Source organism: Corallincola spongiicola (assembly GCF_004284785.1).
Classification (GTDB): Bacteria; Pseudomonadota; Gammaproteobacteria; order Enterobacterales; family Neiellaceae; genus Corallincola; species Corallincola holothuriorum.
In genome coordinates this window covers 19,388-35,577 of record NZ_SHLY01000003.1, presented here as the reverse complement: position 1 = coordinate 35,577, position 16,190 = coordinate 19,388, and the positions used below count along the sequence as shown (strand labels likewise).

Annotated in this window: 18 protein-coding genes; 7 read left to right on the top strand and 11 right to left on the bottom strand. The window is 50.4% G+C overall.

Annotated elements, in window-relative coordinates; all coding sequences use genetic code 11:
* The first annotated feature begins 186 nt into the window (after positions 1-186).
* Positions 187-882: an esterase/lipase family protein gene (locus EXY25_RS10535; protein WP_130566740.1), complete on the top strand. Its 696-nt coding sequence runs from the start codon at positions 187-189 to the stop codon at positions 880-882.
* Between the two features lie 32 nt (positions 883-914).
* Here EXY25_RS10535 and EXY25_RS10530 read toward each other — a convergent pair whose 3' ends face one another.
* From EXY25_RS10530 to EXY25_RS10515, 4 genes are all read right to left on the bottom strand, one after another.
* Positions 915-1,529: a hypothetical protein gene (locus EXY25_RS10530; protein WP_114337424.1), complete on the bottom strand. Its 615-nt coding sequence runs from the start codon at positions 1,527-1,529 to the stop codon at positions 915-917.
* A 76-nt stretch (positions 1,530-1,605) separates the two neighbouring features.
* Positions 1,606-2,646, bottom strand: a complete 1,041-nt coding sequence (locus EXY25_RS10525) for an oxidoreductase (protein WP_207232149.1) — start codon at positions 2,644-2,646, stop codon at positions 1,606-1,608.
* Between the two features lie 137 nt (positions 2,647-2,783).
* Positions 2,784-3,851 (bottom strand): M48 family metallopeptidase, encoded by a 1,068-nt coding sequence (locus tag EXY25_RS10520; RefSeq protein WP_114337422.1) that lies wholly within the window; start codon positions 3,849-3,851, stop codon positions 2,784-2,786.
* Positions 3,852-3,853: 2 nt separating this feature from the next.
* On the bottom strand, positions 3,854-4,960 hold the full coding sequence (locus EXY25_RS10515; protein WP_130566737.1) for a YjgN family protein: 1,107 nt from the start codon (positions 4,958-4,960) through the stop codon (positions 3,854-3,856).
* A 324-nt stretch (positions 4,961-5,284) separates the two neighbouring features.
* Here EXY25_RS10515 and EXY25_RS10510 point away from each other — a divergent pair, with 324 nt between their 5' ends.
* Positions 5,285-5,863, top strand: a complete 579-nt coding sequence (locus EXY25_RS10510) for a YtfJ family protein (RefSeq protein ID WP_130566736.1) — start codon at positions 5,285-5,287, stop codon at positions 5,861-5,863.
* Between the two features lie 63 nt (positions 5,864-5,926).
* On the opposite strand, the gene EXY25_RS10505 is transcribed toward EXY25_RS10510, so the two are convergent.
* Positions 5,927-6,109: a helix-turn-helix domain-containing protein gene (locus tag EXY25_RS10505; protein ID WP_407642913.1), complete on the bottom strand. Its 183-nt coding sequence runs from the start codon at positions 6,107-6,109 to the stop codon at positions 5,927-5,929.
* 238 nt (positions 6,110-6,347) lie between these two features.
* On the opposite strand from EXY25_RS10505, the gene EXY25_RS10500 reads away from it, so the two are divergent.
* The 4 genes from EXY25_RS10500 (at position 6,348) to EXY25_RS10485 (ending at position 10,602) form a co-directional block, all read left to right on the top strand.
* Positions 6,348-7,241 carry a DMT family transporter gene (locus EXY25_RS10500; RefSeq protein ID WP_246019541.1) on the top strand — a complete coding sequence of 298 codons (894 nt, stop codon included), beginning with the start codon at positions 6,348-6,350 and terminating at the stop codon, positions 7,239-7,241.
* Positions 7,242-7,491: 250 nt separating this feature from the next.
* The gene (locus tag EXY25_RS10495; RefSeq protein ID WP_165419329.1) at positions 7,492-8,919 is read left to right on the top strand and encodes a glycoside hydrolase family 1 protein; all 1,428 of its coding nucleotides are present in this window, start codon (positions 7,492-7,494) and stop codon (positions 8,917-8,919) included.
* A gap of 24 nt (positions 8,920-8,943) precedes the next feature.
* Complete coding sequence (locus EXY25_RS10490) at positions 8,944-9,801, top strand: mechanosensitive ion channel family protein (protein ID WP_130566734.1); 858 nt, start codon at positions 8,944-8,946, stop codon at positions 9,799-9,801.
* An 84-nt stretch (positions 9,802-9,885) separates the two neighbouring features.
* The gene (locus tag EXY25_RS10485; RefSeq protein WP_165419328.1) at positions 9,886-10,602 is read left to right on the top strand and encodes a flagellar brake domain-containing protein; all 717 of its coding nucleotides are present in this window, start codon (positions 9,886-9,888) and stop codon (positions 10,600-10,602) included.
* A gap of 24 nt (positions 10,603-10,626) precedes the next feature.
* Here the strand turns inward: EXY25_RS10485 and EXY25_RS10480 are convergent, their stop codons facing one another.
* From EXY25_RS10480 to EXY25_RS10470, 3 genes are all read right to left on the bottom strand, one after another.
* On the bottom strand, positions 10,627-11,112 hold the full coding sequence (locus EXY25_RS10480; protein WP_130566732.1) for a glutathione peroxidase: 486 nt from the start codon (positions 11,110-11,112) through the stop codon (positions 10,627-10,629).
* A 58-nt stretch (positions 11,113-11,170) separates the two neighbouring features.
* Entirely contained in the window at positions 11,171-11,920 is a 750-nt protein-coding gene (locus tag EXY25_RS10475; RefSeq protein ID WP_130566731.1) for a HesA/MoeB/ThiF family protein, read from the bottom strand.
* Positions 11,921-11,981: 61 nt separating this feature from the next.
* Positions 11,982-12,881: a diacylglycerol/lipid kinase family protein gene (locus tag EXY25_RS10470; RefSeq protein ID WP_130566730.1), complete on the bottom strand. Its 900-nt coding sequence runs from the start codon at positions 12,879-12,881 to the stop codon at positions 11,982-11,984.
* A gap of 260 nt (positions 12,882-13,141) precedes the next feature.
* Between EXY25_RS10470 and EXY25_RS10465 the strand changes: the two genes are divergently transcribed.
* Complete coding sequence (locus EXY25_RS10465; protein ID WP_130566729.1) at positions 13,142-13,750, top strand: HAD-IA family hydrolase; 609 nt, start codon at positions 13,142-13,144, stop codon at positions 13,748-13,750.
* Between the two features lie 16 nt (positions 13,751-13,766).
* Here EXY25_RS10465 and EXY25_RS10460 read toward each other — a convergent pair whose 3' ends face one another.
* The 3 genes from EXY25_RS10460 to EXY25_RS10450 form a co-directional block, all read right to left on the bottom strand.
* On the bottom strand, positions 13,767-14,207 hold the full coding sequence (locus EXY25_RS10460; protein ID WP_114337412.1) for an Rrf2 family transcriptional regulator: 441 nt from the start codon (positions 14,205-14,207) through the stop codon (positions 13,767-13,769).
* Positions 14,208-14,298: 91 nt separating this feature from the next.
* On the bottom strand, positions 14,299-15,411 hold the full coding sequence (gene thiH, locus EXY25_RS10455; RefSeq protein ID WP_130566728.1) for a 2-iminoacetate synthase ThiH: 1,113 nt from the start codon (positions 15,409-15,411) through the stop codon (positions 14,299-14,301).
* Positions 15,408-16,187, bottom strand: a complete 780-nt coding sequence (locus tag EXY25_RS10450) for a thiazole synthase (protein ID WP_130566727.1) — start codon at positions 16,185-16,187, stop codon at positions 15,408-15,410. The genes thiH and EXY25_RS10450 overlap by 4 nt, the downstream gene beginning before the upstream one ends.
* Positions 16,188-16,190: the final 3 nt, after the last annotated feature.

The window sequence follows — 16,190 nt, the reverse complement described above, 5'->3', positions numbered from 1 at the left end:
GCCGCTGTGCGTTATTTGAACACCTTGTTCATTTACTACTCTAGAACGCCGTTAGATCATTCTCAAGCGATATTCGACTAATTTATGCCTCTGGTCTTGATGTCGTGAACCATTTCGCATTATGCAAAGTTCCAACAAACCGGGTAGATGCCATACTCAATAGTGTCGTTCATCTGGAGAAACTGAATGTCATCGCCACTGCGCGCTCCTCGCCTGCTAGAAACCCTACGAGAGGGATTGTGCCTGTTCGAGTTTTTGGCTCTGCTCATCTCTTGGCCGTGGCTAAAGCGCGCCCATACCAAGATCAACAAGCGCCGGACGATTTTGGTGATCCCCGGTTACACCGCCTCAGACAAAACAACCTGGTGCTTAAGATTGTTCTTACGTCAGCTTGGTTATCGTGCGGAGGGCTGGCAACAAGGCCGTAATCATGGCCGTGTTGAGCAACTATTACCTGCTTTGGAACAACGTTTACTGGCGATCAGTCATCGCGATGGTGAAGCGCCAGTCTTACTGGGCTGGAGTCTCGGCGGTTTTCTCGCAAGAGAGCTAGCCAGAACACTACCGCAACATGTATCGCAGGTGGTTACGCTAGGGACGCCCGTTATCGGAGGTCCTAAATACACCATAGTTGCCCGTCATTATCGCCGCTGGGGCTACTGTCTCGATGAGCTGGAGCAAACCATCGCACTGCGCAATCAACAGGCATTCAGCATGCCCGTGATCGCGCTATATAGTCGCTACGATGGCATTGTCCATTGGCGTGCTTGTCTCGACCAACTCACCACAACGACACACTACCCCGTCACAGCCACCCATATCGGTTTAGTCGGATCACCCTGGGTGTTTATAAAAATCGCCCGACTGTTAGGTGATCATTGAGGAGAGCGAAGAACGCCCCCTTGAGCAACAGATCAATTTAACGAGGGTAGTTCAGAGCCTACCTTTGCCACCAATGAATCCACCGCAGCGGATGGGCTATCCAGCACCATCTCAGTATCGGTTGTCAGTGTCCAAACCGCTTCTTCAGTTGCCACATCAAACAAAGCCGATTCAGCGCGCATAACAAAGGTCTCATAACTCGTCGCCGGAATGCGTGCATATCGGTAGCTCTGATAGAAATAGCCATACCAACCGCGATAGGTATCAACGCCTACCACGCGAAGATGCGCGGGAACATAGGTGGTTATGGTTTCTTGGCCAACAGGGCGCACCAGCAATACCCCATCAATCCCATCCTCGGCAAGTCGCTTAACCACTTCCTCTCTCTCCATCTCATGTAAACGAGGATAGAGCTCAGACGACAATGAGGTCTTTACCCCTTCGCTGGCGAGCGAATCGGCCAAGCCTTTTTCGAGAAAGTATTGATAAGCGGGATCATAGATCACGCCAACCACCAGCACATGGGTAAATGGTTTATGCGGGTTGGGATCCTGCCACTGCTCAACCTGCTTAGTACTTTGAACGGCACATCCACTCAGCAGCAAATACAGCGAGGTAACAACAATGGCGCGATAGAGAGTGATCACAGGTCACCTAAGTTAAAGGATGGCGTAGCCATCACTTTAGCCCGCGCAGCTGCGTTATACCAATAGATTCATTCGGTTAGTCACAAGAGACTCGACATCCAGACGCGGCACTCTCTTCACTCAACGCCAACAAGCGTATCACTTCAACCGCGTCCGTTATCGGCACTGGCGCTGGTGCCTGCCCGCGTATCGCATCCAATAGCTGCTGATAAAAGCCAAGATAATCACCATGCAAGGTAGCGACCGGCTGATGTTCAGTGGCAAAGTAGAGCTGCCCCCATAACGCTTCGGCTTCAATACCAAAGCTAGATGCCTGTGGATCCATACCGCTTTTCAGCGCGTCTTCTTGCGGATCTAATCCCGATTTCAGGTAGGTGGCCAATTCGCCTTGTAACGTAAATCGAGGATTAGCCGCAGCCATATAAGGGGAAGCACACAACACCACCTCTTTATCGGCGTAATGCAACTGCAGCTTAAAGTAATCCACAGCCTTCGCTGCTGGACGCAATGCTCTGAGGGTGGCGGTTAAATGGCTTGGTTGACCAAACAGCTGTAACGCTTGATCCAGCAGGTGCGGGCCGAGATCCCAAAAGATACCGCTGCCCTCACCACCATTTTCCCGCCAGCGATCCCGCGGCTGTGGACGAAAGCGGTCGAAGTGACTTTCAAAATAGTGCACCTTGCCAAGGCTGCCATCGGCGACTAGTTTTTTCACCGTCAGGAAGTCACCATCCCAACGACGATTCTGAAACGGTACTAATAGGCGCTCCTGCGCCGCCGCAAGTTGCTGCAGCGCGACAGCATCCACATAATTAGTCGTCAGCGGTTTTTCCAACAACACATGTTTACCGGCCGCTAACGCGCAGCTAGCCAAAGGGGCATGACTATCGTTCGGACTGGTGATGATCACCAAATCAAGATCTTCATGGCCACAAAGCGCATGATGATCTGACAGCACCTCAACATCCGGTAACAACTGATGCACTTTAGCGGCATCAGAACTACTAACGGCACGGATCTCCACCGCCTCCGTCGTTGCCAACGAACGTAAAAAGGGCACATGAAATGTTTGTGCCGCGTAGCCAAAACCAACAATGCCGACCCTAATGTTACTCACGATAATCTACCTTGTTCACCCATCTGCCAAGTTGCTCCAGTGTAACGCTAAACCATGGGTATCAATATGGCCAACGTCACCGCATAAAAAAAGCCCATGTCAGAACGACATGGGCTTTTGCAAACGCCAGCGGTGCATTACTGCGCTTGCTCAGCCTGCCGAATACGTTCTTCGCTAGGCGGATGACTGGACAGATAATCTAACCAGCTATCGCTATTGGGATCCTGAGAGGGCAGCTCGTCCTCCTCTATACCTTCTGATAATAACGCCTGATGTTTTGCCATCATCTTGCGCATCACATCGGCAAACAGCGTCGGAGGCAGATCATTGGCTTTAAGAAACTCAAATGCGTAACTATCAGCATCGCGCTCAAAATCCCGAGAGTAAGCGGAGCTGATGATATAGGTCGGCAACGCCGCAAACAGATCACCAAATGCCGATGCATCCCCCACCACCAACACGGCAATCACCGCAACGGTAGAACCCTGTAAGGTCTGGCGTAAACTATGCCGTTCAACCACATGGCCAATCTCATGACCGAGTACAGCTAAGAGTTCTTCGTCACTGTCCACCAGCTCAACCATCTGATCGGTAAACACCAGCGTGCCATCAGGCAAGGCAAACGCGTTCGCGCCAATCTCTCCACCATCGCGAAGTAACACCCTAAAGGTGTATTCACTATCGCTAGGCAGATAAGGTGCAAACAGATCGTGCAACTGCTGCTGCCGCACATCTGACAGTTTACTTTCACTCAATAAACTACGATCCAGTAGCGCTAAAGTCGTCTCACTTGAGTGATCTAAAACAGTGGCAGGAAGTTGATATGCCACCACCTTGGATGCGCCGGGAATGCCATAACTAACCATCCACCAACAAAACAGCGCCACCAAGATGACACTTGCCAGTACAAACTTGGTATGACTCTCAAGGAAGTTGAGAAAACGATTGCCACTATCTCGACCAAACGCAGCCAACCATTGATCAATGGCGTCATTGTCTGTGGTTTCAAAGCGGCCACCGTCCGGCAGATCGATATAGCGCGGTGTATTCCCAATACGCGGAGAGACCGTCACCTCAGCTAAACTACATTGACCTAAATGACGGCTATCAACCGCTAGCAGTTGCAGCGAACCATCGGCGCCAGTGCGCATGGTGGCGAGCGTCTGTGCCGATGACTCGCCATCATAGTAGGTGCCAGCAATCATGCTCACAGACCTAGCTCGATATCAAAAACGTCACCGATCTCTTCACCAATCGCATTGCCGGCATCAATCTGCGCAGCAACAAAACTGTCCAAATCATTCCCTTCCAGCACTAGGGTTTCAGCCCGATAACGCACCAAATTACAAATCACCCAAGGGATAGCGAAACCAAGAGTGACGATGATCAGGAGCGCATTAAGCAGATAGAGTTTGGTTAACGCTTTGGCATCCAACTGGCTCTTGAATTTGTTCTCTTTTAACTTGGTATTGTTGAACAACAAATTACCCAAGCGAGCGTTGACAAACGCTTTGACGAAAGTGAAGCCAATGATACCCACCAAGACAGTAATGCCTGTACCAATTGTGGCCACAGCAGGTGCATCGAAGGCCGCACCCGCAAAGCTCAAGCCGCCGAGCACAAACAAGCCGATATAGAGAACGGTGGCAATCAGCATCGCCATCAGAAACGTGATGTAGTACTCACCCACATCTAACTTGGCTTCAAACGGTGCGTCGCCATATTTTGTGTTATTCACCAAATACTTATTCAACTGACGGATCCACCATGGAAAGGCGATACCGAAGCTAAAAAGCACTGCCAGATAACCCAAGACAAAATTGCAAAATGCGGAGCCGTAACTGCCAGTGAAATCGAAGCGGATATTCCTAAACGCTGTGTTTCTCATATTAAAACGCAAACTGCGGTTAATGATCCAAGGCGATAAGAATAGAAACAACGGGATGGAAACCACCATAGTTTCCACAGGAAACTGCTGGTTTAAAAAGAAAAAAGCGACAAAAAGCACTACGGCGATGATACGCCCTTTGAGGATCGTCACGGGGTTGGCGAGATACTGAAAACTGCCACCAGCCACCTGCATGTTGCCGTAAAAATACTGATGTGTACGTACCTTGGCCCAAGCGGCATAAATACCTAAGGTCAAGATGGTCAAAACAATATTAACTATCCAGATACGGAAAAATTCACCACCAAGACCATGGAAGGTAAAGGGGTGGCTCTCAAACTCAATCGCGGCTTCGGTAGGGGTAGCACTGACCGTTGACGTTGCTGCCGTCAAATCGGCCTCAGGGGTATTAGGGGACTGTTCCATCACTTACTGCTCCTTTTTACAAACATCTTTCATGGATGATCTTCAGTTCATCCATTCCTAATGGAAATATCCCGCCTATGCTACCGAAACAAAGCGGCACTGTTGATTAGAAAATTATCAAATCGAGAATTTAAGCAAATAAAACGGGGCAAAACTCACCTATCCTTAAGCCTAAGTTACCTTTGTCTGTCCGCTTGCGAGAGCAGCAATCGACCAAACTGCTGCCAGATCATGGCCACAGGCGATTCAAGCCAAACAGCCACATTCATTGATGCTCGCCAAAAACAGGTAAGAGGTTGAGCAAGTAAACGTCAGGAGTAGCCTATGCGGCTCATATTACTTTTGCTCGGTGCAGTGCTGCTGTTCAACGTCTCTGCAGGGGGGCTATTGGCCAAGCAAGCGCTCCCCAAAGTAGAGGTCAGCAATAAAGGTCAACTTACCATCACAGCAAAAAATGATGTGAAGTATCAAGACTGGAGCAGCACAATGCTCACAGGCAAAGCCAGATTGGTGCTACATATCGCCTCAAAAAAGAGCGCCAACGATATCAATCTCGAGGCGATGCAAGCCGTTACTGATGCCAAGCTAGACCCACACTATTTTCAGACCACCACCATAGTTAATGGCAGCGATTCCGTTTGGGGCACAGCTAAATTTATCCGCAAGTTGTTGGAAGAGCGTACCTTACAAGAGCCCGATGCGCGCTTTGTACTAGATAACCGCGGCCGCGTCAGGAAAGCATGGGGTCTGCAAACCGGAGATTCCGCCATATTGATCGTTGACGCGAACAATCAACTTCTTTGGCATAAAGAGGGCAAACTGGATGTACTGGATATCGAAGGCATACTGGAGATCATTCGCGCAGAGATAACACGATTGACCAAAGCATCAAGCACCAGCTAAATAGCTAGTGCCGGAACGCTCTGACCAATAGTTACGTGATGCGCTACAACAGCGAACGCGGCGTTACAAACCACCCAAACGATCTGCGAGTATTTTGTAACGCTTAACATCCTCTTCATCAAACAGAGGATTTTCACCGTCAGCTTCTTTCGGCACTAACAGTTTTTCACGGGCAAGACGTTCAACTCTAACTTCGGAAACTTTTAAGAATGCGGCGACATCGGCCACAGACATCATCTGCGACATAGGTAACTCCATAGGCAGCGTAGTAATAACTTCGGTGTACTAATTAAAGCTCGAACTGCCGAAGTTTGCGAATAGCAGGCAGTCATCTATTGGAGCTACCTCACTTAGTGGGCTCAACTATGCGCTGGGCATAGCAAAAATCTCAAGTAGATTGAGTGCGTTATGTGATCCAGCAAGAGTAGTCCAAGGCATCAGTGAGCTGATAATATCAACAGGTGAAAATCTCCGAGGTTACTTATTGCAAGCGATTAACGCCAAAGACCCAGCTCGCGCCGTTCTTTTTGCGCTCACAGCTGTATTACTCTGGTCGACAGTGGCCACCGCATTTAAGTGGTCACTGCAAACCCTGTCACCAGCACAGCTGGTGTTTCTTGCTGCGTTATTCTCCACCCTGTTTCTCGGCATAGTCGTTGGCTGGCAAAAGAAGCTGCATCTATTGTTCTCCACCTTCCTGCAACGTCCCTTGCAGTTTGCTTTGCTCGGTGCGATCAACCCATGTTTGTACTATTGGGTGTTGTTTGAAGCCTACGACCGACTTCCCGCACAACAGGCACAAACCCTGAACTACACTTGGGCAATCACCTTAACCCTGCTCTCTGTCCCTCTGTTAAAACACCGCGTCACCAGACCACAATGGCTGGGTGCGGCGCTCGGTTACTTCGGTGCCGTGATCATCGCTACCCGAGGAGATCTGCTGGCATTGCAGTTTGATTCCACCCTCGGCGTGCTATTGGCGTTAACCAGTACCCTGCTCTGGTCCATCTACTGGATCTTTAACGCCCGCCATCAAGCAGATCCGGTGGTCAGTTTGCTGCTCTGTTTTATCATTGGTACGCCTTGGTGTGCAGTATTAGCGGGCTATCAAGGCGCCCTATGGCCTGACGACTGGCGTGGTTGGCTAGGGGCTGCGTATGTTGGCCTGTTTGAAATGGGGATAACCTTTATCCTCTGGCTTACCGCCCTGCGCCTCACAGACAGCGCCGCCCGCGTTGGTAATCTGATCTTTCTATCACCATTTTTGTCACTGCTGTTTATCTACGGCTTACTTGGGGAGGCGATCCATCCCGCCACCTATATTGGACTGGCGTTTATCGTCTGTGGTGTGCTAGCCCAGCAATGGCGACGAAACTGATCTCAGGCTTAAGTTGAAGCCAACGGTGTCACAATATCGTCATACAATCGCTCTATGATCACCGCACCTGGAACCTCTGGAAGGTTGTTTGCTGCCAACACCCCCTGTCGCCGTAGCAAACATTTGGGGACAACTCATTACCCTATCCTCAGCTGGATGAACGTCTGAAAACAAGCTTATGCCTTGTTATCAGACGTTTTTTTTATTAATCCGACTACACTTAACAGATTCCGGTCCAACGTATCACTTTATGAACTATCAATTTCCAAAGGACTTTATCTGGGGCAGTGCGACAGCCGCCATTCAAATAGAAGGCGCCGCCAGCGAAGCAGGCAAAGGACCATCGATGTGGGACGATTACTGCCAACAACACCCCGAACGGATCTTTCAACAAGCCAACCCCGCCATTGCTTGTGACCACTACCATCGCATGCCTGAAGATGTGGCGCTAATACAGCAAATGGCTCATAACGGTTACCGTTTCTCACTCTCTTGGCCACGTTTATTACCCCAAGGCACGGGGGCACTCAATAGCAAAGGGGTGGCATTTTACGATAGATTAATTGATCGGCTCTTAGCCGCCGGTATTGCACCTAACGTCACCCTCTATCACTGGGATCTGCCGCTTGCGCTAGCTCAGCAAGGCGGCTGGGGAAATCGCCAAACGGTTGATCACTTTGTGGCCTACGCCGAGCACTGTTTCCGCTTATATGGCGATAGGGTGCCCCATTGGGCGACGATTAACGAACCTGCTTGGAGCATACTCAACGGTTACGTAACAGCACTGCACCCGCCCTGCGTACACAGCTATAAACAAGCGATTCAAGCAGCCCATCACATGATCTGTGCCCATGCCCTCACGATACAAAAGTATCACCAAGGCGATCACAACGGACAGATAGGCATAGTGCTCAATATGTCGACCATCTACCCCGCAACGCAATCAAGTCAGGATCGAGCCGCCGCACAATTGGCTGATGGTGCGCTCAACCGCTGGTTTATCGACCCTGTGCTGTTGGGTCGTTACCCCGAAGATATTTGGCAATACTATGCCGACTGGGATCTGTTACCCGAGCATTCCGGTGAAGAGTTAGGCTGGTTTACCGAAGACAGCATCGATTTTATCGGCGTTAATTATTATTACCCGCACTATGCCAGCGGTGATGCCACAACCACTCAGTTTCATCTCAATACCACAGGTGAAAATGATCCACAGCAAGATTGTGTCTTTTCCATCAAGGGTGCCTTCAAGTTTGTCAAAAACCCGCAAGGGCGTTACACCGATTGGGATTGGGAGATCTACCCGGAAGGACTGCTCCAGCTTCTGCAGCGGGCCGAAAGCTACCGTCCGGGGATCCCCGTCTATGTCACCGAGAATGGTATCGGCTTACAAGATCAGTTGGATTTGTCTCCTTCGCTGCCAGTACAGCAACATGTAGATGATCAGGAGCGTATTGATTTCGTTGCCGAGCATCTGAAGGTGATCCACCAAGCGCTGGCAGAAGGTGTCAATGTGAAGGGCTACTATATGTGGTCATTGATGGATAATTTCAGCTGGATCAACGGTTACAAAAAACGTTACGGCTTTCTCTACATCGACCGCGACAACAACCTGCAACGTTATCGCAAAAAATCCTCATATTGGTACCAAGATGTGATAGAAAACAATGGCTTTTAGTTTGCAACACAAAGGAGTTGAACAATGGAAGAACAGTTAGAACAAAGCATGGATCAAGGGGTCACCCTGCTGACCACCCTGACCGAGAAAGCGATAGAAGTTGCTGTACTTTATGGCCCGAAGCTACTGCTGGCCATAGTGGTACTGTTTGTCGGCCTGTCGGTGATCAAGGGGATACTAAAGGTGATGGACGCCGCCATTGGCCGCGCCAAAGTAGAACCAACGCTAGCAAGCTTTCTACACAGCATCACGTCGGTGATCCTGAAAACCATACTGATCATCATCTTCGCTTCAATGATTGGTGTTGAAACGGCATCTCTTATCGCGATGCTGGGTGCTGCAGGTCTAGCCATCGGTTTAGCCTTACAGGGGAGCCTGGCGAACTTTGCCGGCGGCGTATTGATCCTGCTGTTCAAACCTTTCAAAGCGGGAGATGTGATCGACGCTCAGGGTTTTGTTGGACGCGTAAAAGAGATCCAGATCTTCAACACCATCATGCTCACCATGGATAATCAAAAGGTCGTGATCCCTAATGGCATGTTATCGAACGGCTGCGTAAAGAACCTGTTTAGCGAATCGACCCGCCGTGTCGATCTCACCTTTGGCATCAGCTATCAAGATGACATCGCTCAGGCAAAGGGTATTTTGGATGCACTGGCGATAGAGGATGAGCGCGTACTCACGGATCCGGGCCATGAAGTTTATGTCAGCGCCCACGCCGACAGTTCGGTCAACCTGCTGTTACGCGTCTGGGTTAAATCCGATGACTATTGGGCTGTGCACTTCGGTTTAATTGAGCAGGTGAAACTGGCGTTTGATAAAGAGAATGTCACCATTCCGTTCCCACAACGAGATGTACATCTGCATCAGGTGAATAGCTAATAGCAGAAATACCACTTTCTCTCGCCAACGGGAGAAAGTGGTCGCACTATTTTTACCAAAAAAGCGTAACCAGTGGAGGCTAACGTGAGCGAACAAACCAAAGATACCGTTACCGACCGTCAGCTGGTGATTGATACGCTGAATCGACTGCGCCCTGCCGATCTATTGGACTTTCAATTCGGCATTGGCAGCAAACCCAGGCTCAAATGCAAACTGATTGGCTACGAAGAGACCAAGTATATCGTTGTCGCGATCCCGGAGTTAGCCAGGGTCAGTTACAAAGATCAGCTAACTCTTGGTAATGGCTGTATCGTTCGGGCAATTATCGAAGGGGATGCCGGTCAATGCATCGCGTTCAGATCCACCATAAACGGCGTCATCAATCACCCACAAGCATTGCTGTTCGTCGACTATCCAAAACAAGTGCAGATGTTCAGCCTGCGTAATCAAATACGTATTACTACCCACGTACCAGCCACCTTGATATACACCACCACTGACGCAGCGGGTAAAGATGAATCTACCGAGGCGTTTCACGGTACCATTATTGACCTATCCGTTGGCGGTTGCCGACTTAAACTGCCTTGGCATCTTGGTCAAGGCCGCCTATCAGCGCAAGAGGTGCTGGTAAAGATCCTCTTTCCATCACGCCCCGATGAGCCGTTATTGATTGAAGGGGAAGTGAAGAGCCAAAACCGCCACGACGGTAAGCATATTACCCTAGGGATAAAATTTGGTGAGATCCAGGAGTTGATCGAGCTGTTTAATCAGTTAGGCATAGAGGAGAATGATATCAGCTAAACATCCCTCTCCTCGTGGCTCAAGTTACTCCGCCAACGCAGCTTCAATGGCAGAGGTCATCTGCTCTGGCTTAGTCGCCGTAGCAAAACGTTTAATCACCTTGCCCTGCCGGTTGACCAAGAATTTAGTGAAGTTCCATTTAATCCGTTCGCTACCCAGCAGCCCTTTGGCATTCTTTTTAAGATAAGCAAACAGCGGTGCAGTATTGTCTCCGTTCACTTCAATTTTGCTAAACAGTGGAAAGCTGATGTGGAAATTGAGATCGCAAAACTGAGCGATCTCGGCATCACTGCCTTGCTCTTGGCTACCGAACTGGTTACAGGGAAACGCCAACACCTCAAACCCTTGTGCAGCGTACGTTTTATATAGATTTTCCAAGCCCTCATATTGCGGCGTAAAGCCGCACGCGCTGGCGGTATTAACAATCAACAGCACTTTGCCCTGATAGTCAGCCAGTGAGACAGTCTCACCACGATTATTGGTGGCTTCGAAGCCGTAAAGATCACTCATTTAGCTGTGCCTCATCAATAAATGAAAACAGTGGATACAGCCAAGCTAACAGGTCGGATCACTTTGCGCAAACGGGACACTGTGGATCTTTATTGATGCTGAAGTTATGCCACTGCAGGGTTTTACCATCAAATAAACGGAGCTGATGTAAGCTAGTTAACGGCTGCCCCAGCAGCGCCTTAACGGCTTCTAACGCCTGCAAGCTACCCATCACACCCAGCAAAGGCCCCACCACACCACTGTTACTGCAATTGAGCCGCGGTGCATCGGTCGTTTCAGGGTACAAGCAGTGATAGCAAGGCGCATCGCAGTCAGTATGGTCAAACGCACTCAGTTGACCCTCAAACCGGATCGCCGCCGCCGTAATCAGGAGCACACCATGCTGGCGACACACACGATTAACCGCGTGACGAGTAGCGAAATTATCGCTGCAATCCAACACCAGATCGACCTCGGGAATATACTCATTCAGCATCCCTTCATCGAGATGTTCGGGGATCGCCTCCAGCATGATCTCGTCATTCAATTGCTGCAGTGTCTGCTGTGCTAAGTCAACCTTGTCTTCGCCGATATCATCGCTGCGATAAAGGATCTGCCGCTGCAAGTTACTGAGATCAAGCTGGTCACCATCGGCTAACAATAATCTGCCAACTCCCGCGGCTACCAAGTATTGCGCCACCGGACAGCCTAACCCACCCATACCGACGATGAGCACACTGGCGGCTTTCAATTTTAACTGACCCGCCTCGCCAATATCATCGAGCAGGAGGTGGCGGCTATAGCGAAGCTGTTCTTGGTTGGTGAGCATAATGACTAAGCTGTATCGCTGTAATTGGGGGGATCAAGATAACCAATCAAGCTCAGGCTGGCTAGCGGAGTCCGAGGCAACGCACCCGGATGGTTTCATTGGCACTGGAAAAGCGAAAACGATTAGCGAAAAACGGTTCGCCATCAATATGCGCCGGGATCCGCGTTTCTGAGCGGATCTCTAGAGTGTCCAAGTTGACTTGTTGCACCTCAGGAGCAGAGACATGCGCCCCTTTAGCGACTTTGAACATCATCGGCAGGCGTGACCAGCTACCCATAGGCGCCAAACGTATTAAAGACAGTTCATTGTTCTGCAGACTGGCATTCGGCGCCACCTTGTAACCACCGCCACTGAATGCGCTGTTAGCCACCGAACACATGAGAAACTGTTCGTCACTCTTCCACTTACAATTTACAAACTTAGCGCGGTGCGGGTGATAGCCAAATAAGCTACCTAAAATAGCACTGTGGTAAGCAGCGCGGCGGCCGCCGCGACGCCCTGCCACTCGATGGGCGACAAAGCCTTCAAATCCTAATCCGACCGAAGTGAGAAAGTAGCTGCCATTGCAGCGTCCCAGCGGCATATCCTGAGTCGGGGTAAACAGGGCAATATCTATCTGCTCAGTCTCGCAGGTACCCAGCTCAAGCGAACGCACCAGGTCATTACCGCTACCCGCAGAAACAAAGCCAATATTGAAATCCAGATGGGGTAAACGATTGATAATTTGATGGGCGGTACCATCACCACCAACGATCACCAAGTTAGTGACTCCGGCGTCAGCAGCATGTTTTAACTGGGTTGCGAGATTCTCCAAAGCATAGCAGTGCAACAAGCGGCCTTTATGACCCGATTGTTCGATTCGTTGCATTACTCGCTTTGCCAGGCTGAGCGCCTGACCACTGCCACTGAGTGGATTAACAATCACCGCATACATCGATTTGCCCCAGTTAACTAACGTCAAACCTCCTTTTCGACGTAGCTTAAGTCCCTAAAACTGAAAGGAATTGATAGTTCTTTTTTTAGGGTTTCAGATTATATGCCGTTTTTTTCACCACTTAGAGGCGCTGATCACATTTTATTAACATGGTTTTAAAATAAGTTCATTTGCTGACGTTATTTTCTTTCAGATCAAGAAAGTGGCGGAAACAAGATGTAACAAGACGAGGCCTACAGCCGACAGGTATAATGACCGTCTTGATGCGCTTACTTGGCCAGTGATCTATGAATTTTTCCGACTATTCCCACTACGACGCTCTGATTTTCGATATGGACGGCACGCTGCTCGACACCATGGCGTTGCATGAACAAGCCTGGCGCGACACCTTAACCTTTATCGATCTGCCAGTACTGCCAGAACTAATGCGCTCATTGGTCGGGTTGCCGACCCTGCGCACCATGGAGATCATCGCTGAGACCGCCGGTATCGCAGCGCGTGATTTCACGCCGGGCGTCGGCTTTAAGCAACAACGGGTGGATGCGCTCATGCTGCAAGGCGTCGCCACCACGCCGATCGTCGATATTGCCCACTATTACTTAGGCAAAAAACCACAAGCGGTCGGTACTGGCTCAGGTACAGAAGAAGCCCACAGCTTATTGAAAATCGCCGGGATCGCCGAGCTGTTTTCTGTGGTGATAGGTGCGGATCGGGTCTCCAGACACAAACCCGATCCAGATACTTTTTTATTGGCGGCACAAGAGTTAGCCGTAGATCCGAAACGTTGCGTGGTGTTTGAAGATGGCGATGCTGGCATTGACGCCGCACGAGCAGCGGGAATGGATGCTGTTGATATTCGAGCCTTTTGGCAGCCAAAACCCGGCTACTTTGAATAAAGTAACGGGGAAAATGTTACTCCGGGAGTCCGTCCTGCCATAGCAGCGGGATTAGGTCATCTTTGTTCTCAACCAAGTCTGCCAGTGTGTACTGATCCAGCACTTCAAGAAACGCATCAACAGCGCGCGTTAAGGCAAATTTGAGACGGCAGGCGGGCGTTAAGCAGCACGCAGGAGACTGGCAATCAATACCATCCAGTGCGCTCTCCAACGCTCTAACCACATCACCGATACAGACCTCTTCAGCGGCCAACCCCAGCTTTATACCACCGCCCTTGCCCCGGGTTGATGACACATAGCCGAGCGTGGCCAGCTTATGTATCACTTTCACCATATGATTACGGGAGACCTGATAGTGCGCCGAGACCTTGGCAATGCTGGTCTGCTTATCAGCCGGCAATAACGCCAGATAGATAAGTGTTCGCAAACCAAAGTCGGTGTAGGTGGTCAATCGCATAACCGGTCGTCACACAATGAAATAAGTGGAGTGCCATTATACCAGCTCAATACTCGATGACATCCACTTAACCGACGCCACCTGATTCCAATCAAGTCAACGCCCGATCCCAATCCTTCCACACCGGCTGAAAGCCCAAGCGACTAATACTGGCCGCCACCTGTTCTGGGCGGCGTTCGTCAGAGATCTCGAACTGTTCTAGTTGTGGTTTAACCCCATCGGCGTAGCCGCCCGGTTGGGTTTGCGAAAAAGCGCTCATGGTGGTGATCCCCAGCGGCAAGACTTGATCACGGAACGTCGCCGATTCTCTCGTCGACAGCGATATCTCCACTTGCGAATTAAGCAAACGATAAGCACAGATCAACTGCACCAACTGACGGTCGTTCATGATCGATTTTGGTTGCAGCCCTCCGGTGCAAGGGCGCAAACGCGGAAATGACAAGCTATAACGTGTTTTCCAGAACTGTTGTTCCAGATAGTGCAGGTGCGCAGCAACATGAAAGCTATCCACCCGCCAGTCATCCAAGCCAATCAGCGCACCTAAACCAATTTTGTTGATACCGGCACGCCCCAAGCGTTCAGCAGTTGCAAGACGCCAATCAAAATCCCGCTTTTTCCCTTTGGTATGGTGCTCAGCATAAGTACGACGATGATAGGTCTCCTGATACACCAACACGGTATCAAGCCCCAGACTGATCAGCTGTTCATACTCATCTTGCGCCAGCGGCTGCACTTCCATGGAGATATGGGAGAAATACTCTCGCAACAGCGGTAGCGCCTGGGCGAAATACGCCATCCCCACCTTACGTTCCGACTCGCCAGTGACTAACAACAGGTGGTCAAAACCCATCTGTTTAATCGCTTCCGCTTCACGACGCAGCTCCACCATATCAAGGGTTTTCCGGCGTATCGGGTTGTGCATCGAAAAACCACAGTAGGTGCAAATATTGCTGCACATGTTTGACAGGTACAGTGGAATATAGAGCTGAATGGTATTACCAAATCGCTGCCGAGTTAACTGAGCGGCTTGCTGTGCCATCTGTTCCAGAAACGGCTCAGCAGCAGGGGAAATCAGTGCCTGAAAATCATTCAGATCACGCTTAGGTTTAGCTAACGCACGCCGCACGTCAGCGGCGGTTTTGCCATTGATAGTGAGAGACAAATCATCCCAATCCCAATCGGCGATCAGCTCGGCAAAACTCACAGCGCCTCCAGCGGTTGATCCAGAAAGGCAGTCAATGGGCTGCTAGCCACTGCCGCAGATTGACGCCCGGCCAAACCCGCTTCATAGGCCATCCGTCCGGCCTCTACCGCCAGTTTAAATGCCCGAGCCATAGCCACCGGATCCGCGGCAACGGCAATGGCGGTATTCACCAGCACCGCATCAGCGCCGAGCTCCATCGCCAGGGCGGCATCAGATGGCGCACCGATGCCAGCATCAACCACCACAGGCACGTGAGCCTGCTCAATAATAATCTCTAAGAACTCTCGGGTACGCAGCCCTTGGTTCGAACCGATGGGAGATCCCAATGGCATGACTGCCGCACAACCCACCTCCTCTAGCCGTTTACACAGCACAGGATCGGCATGAACATAAGGCATCACCACAAAGCCCTGTTTCACCAACGTTTCTGCTGCTGATAGGGTTTCAATAGGATCTGGCAGTAGGTATTTGGGATCCGGATGGATCTCCAGCTTAACCCATTCGGTACCTAACGCCTCGCGCGCCAAATTGGCTGCAAACACCGCTTCTTCGGCGCTTTTAGCACCAGAGGTATTGGGCAGTAGTGACACACCCGCATCGATCAGAGGCTGCAAGATATCGTCATCACTGGCGTTAAAGTCCACCCGTTTCATCGCCATGGTGACCAACTCACTGCCACTGGCCAGCAATGCGTCGGTCATCCATTGACGACTGGCAAACTTACCGGTGCCGGAGAATAACCGACTGCTGAATTGCTTCTTCGCTATGCTTAACATGGT

Bases quoted from the DNA above. Each gene is read 5' to 3' on its own strand.
- EXY25_RS10535 (WP_130566740.1), top strand. From the start codon at position 187: ATGTCATCGCCACTGCGCGCTCCTCGCCTGCTAGAAACCCTACGAGAG.
- EXY25_RS10520 (WP_114337422.1), bottom strand. From the start codon at position 3,851: ATGATTGCTGGCACCTACTATGATGGCGAGTCATCGGCACAGACGCTC.
- EXY25_RS10515 (WP_130566737.1), bottom strand. From the start codon at position 4,960: ATGGAACAGTCCCCTAATACCCCTGAGGCCGATTTGACGGCAGCAACG.
- EXY25_RS10510 (WP_130566736.1), top strand. From the start codon at position 5,285: ATGCGGCTCATATTACTTTTGCTCGGTGCAGTGCTGCTGTTCAACGTC.
- EXY25_RS10505 (WP_407642913.1), bottom strand. From the start codon at position 6,109: ATGTCGCAGATGATGTCTGTGGCCGATGTCGCCGCATTCTTAAAAGTT.
- EXY25_RS10495 (WP_165419329.1), top strand. From the start codon at position 7,492: ATGAACTATCAATTTCCAAAGGACTTTATCTGGGGCAGTGCGACAGCC.
- EXY25_RS10490 (WP_130566734.1), top strand. From the start codon at position 8,944: ATGGAAGAACAGTTAGAACAAAGCATGGATCAAGGGGTCACCCTGCTG.
- EXY25_RS10480 (WP_130566732.1), bottom strand. From the start codon at position 11,112: ATGAGTGATCTTTACGGCTTCGAAGCCACCAATAATCGTGGTGAGACT.
- EXY25_RS10475 (WP_130566731.1), bottom strand. From the start codon at position 11,920: ATGCTCACCAACCAAGAACAGCTTCGCTATAGCCGCCACCTCCTGCTC.
- EXY25_RS10465 (WP_130566729.1), top strand. From the start codon at position 13,142: ATGAATTTTTCCGACTATTCCCACTACGACGCTCTGATTTTCGATATG.
- EXY25_RS10460 (WP_114337412.1), bottom strand. From the start codon at position 14,207: ATGCGATTGACCACCTACACCGACTTTGGTTTGCGAACACTTATCTAT.
- EXY25_RS10450 (WP_130566727.1), bottom strand. From the start codon at position 16,187: ATGTTAAGCATAGCGAAGAAGCAATTCAGCAGTCGGTTATTCTCCGGC.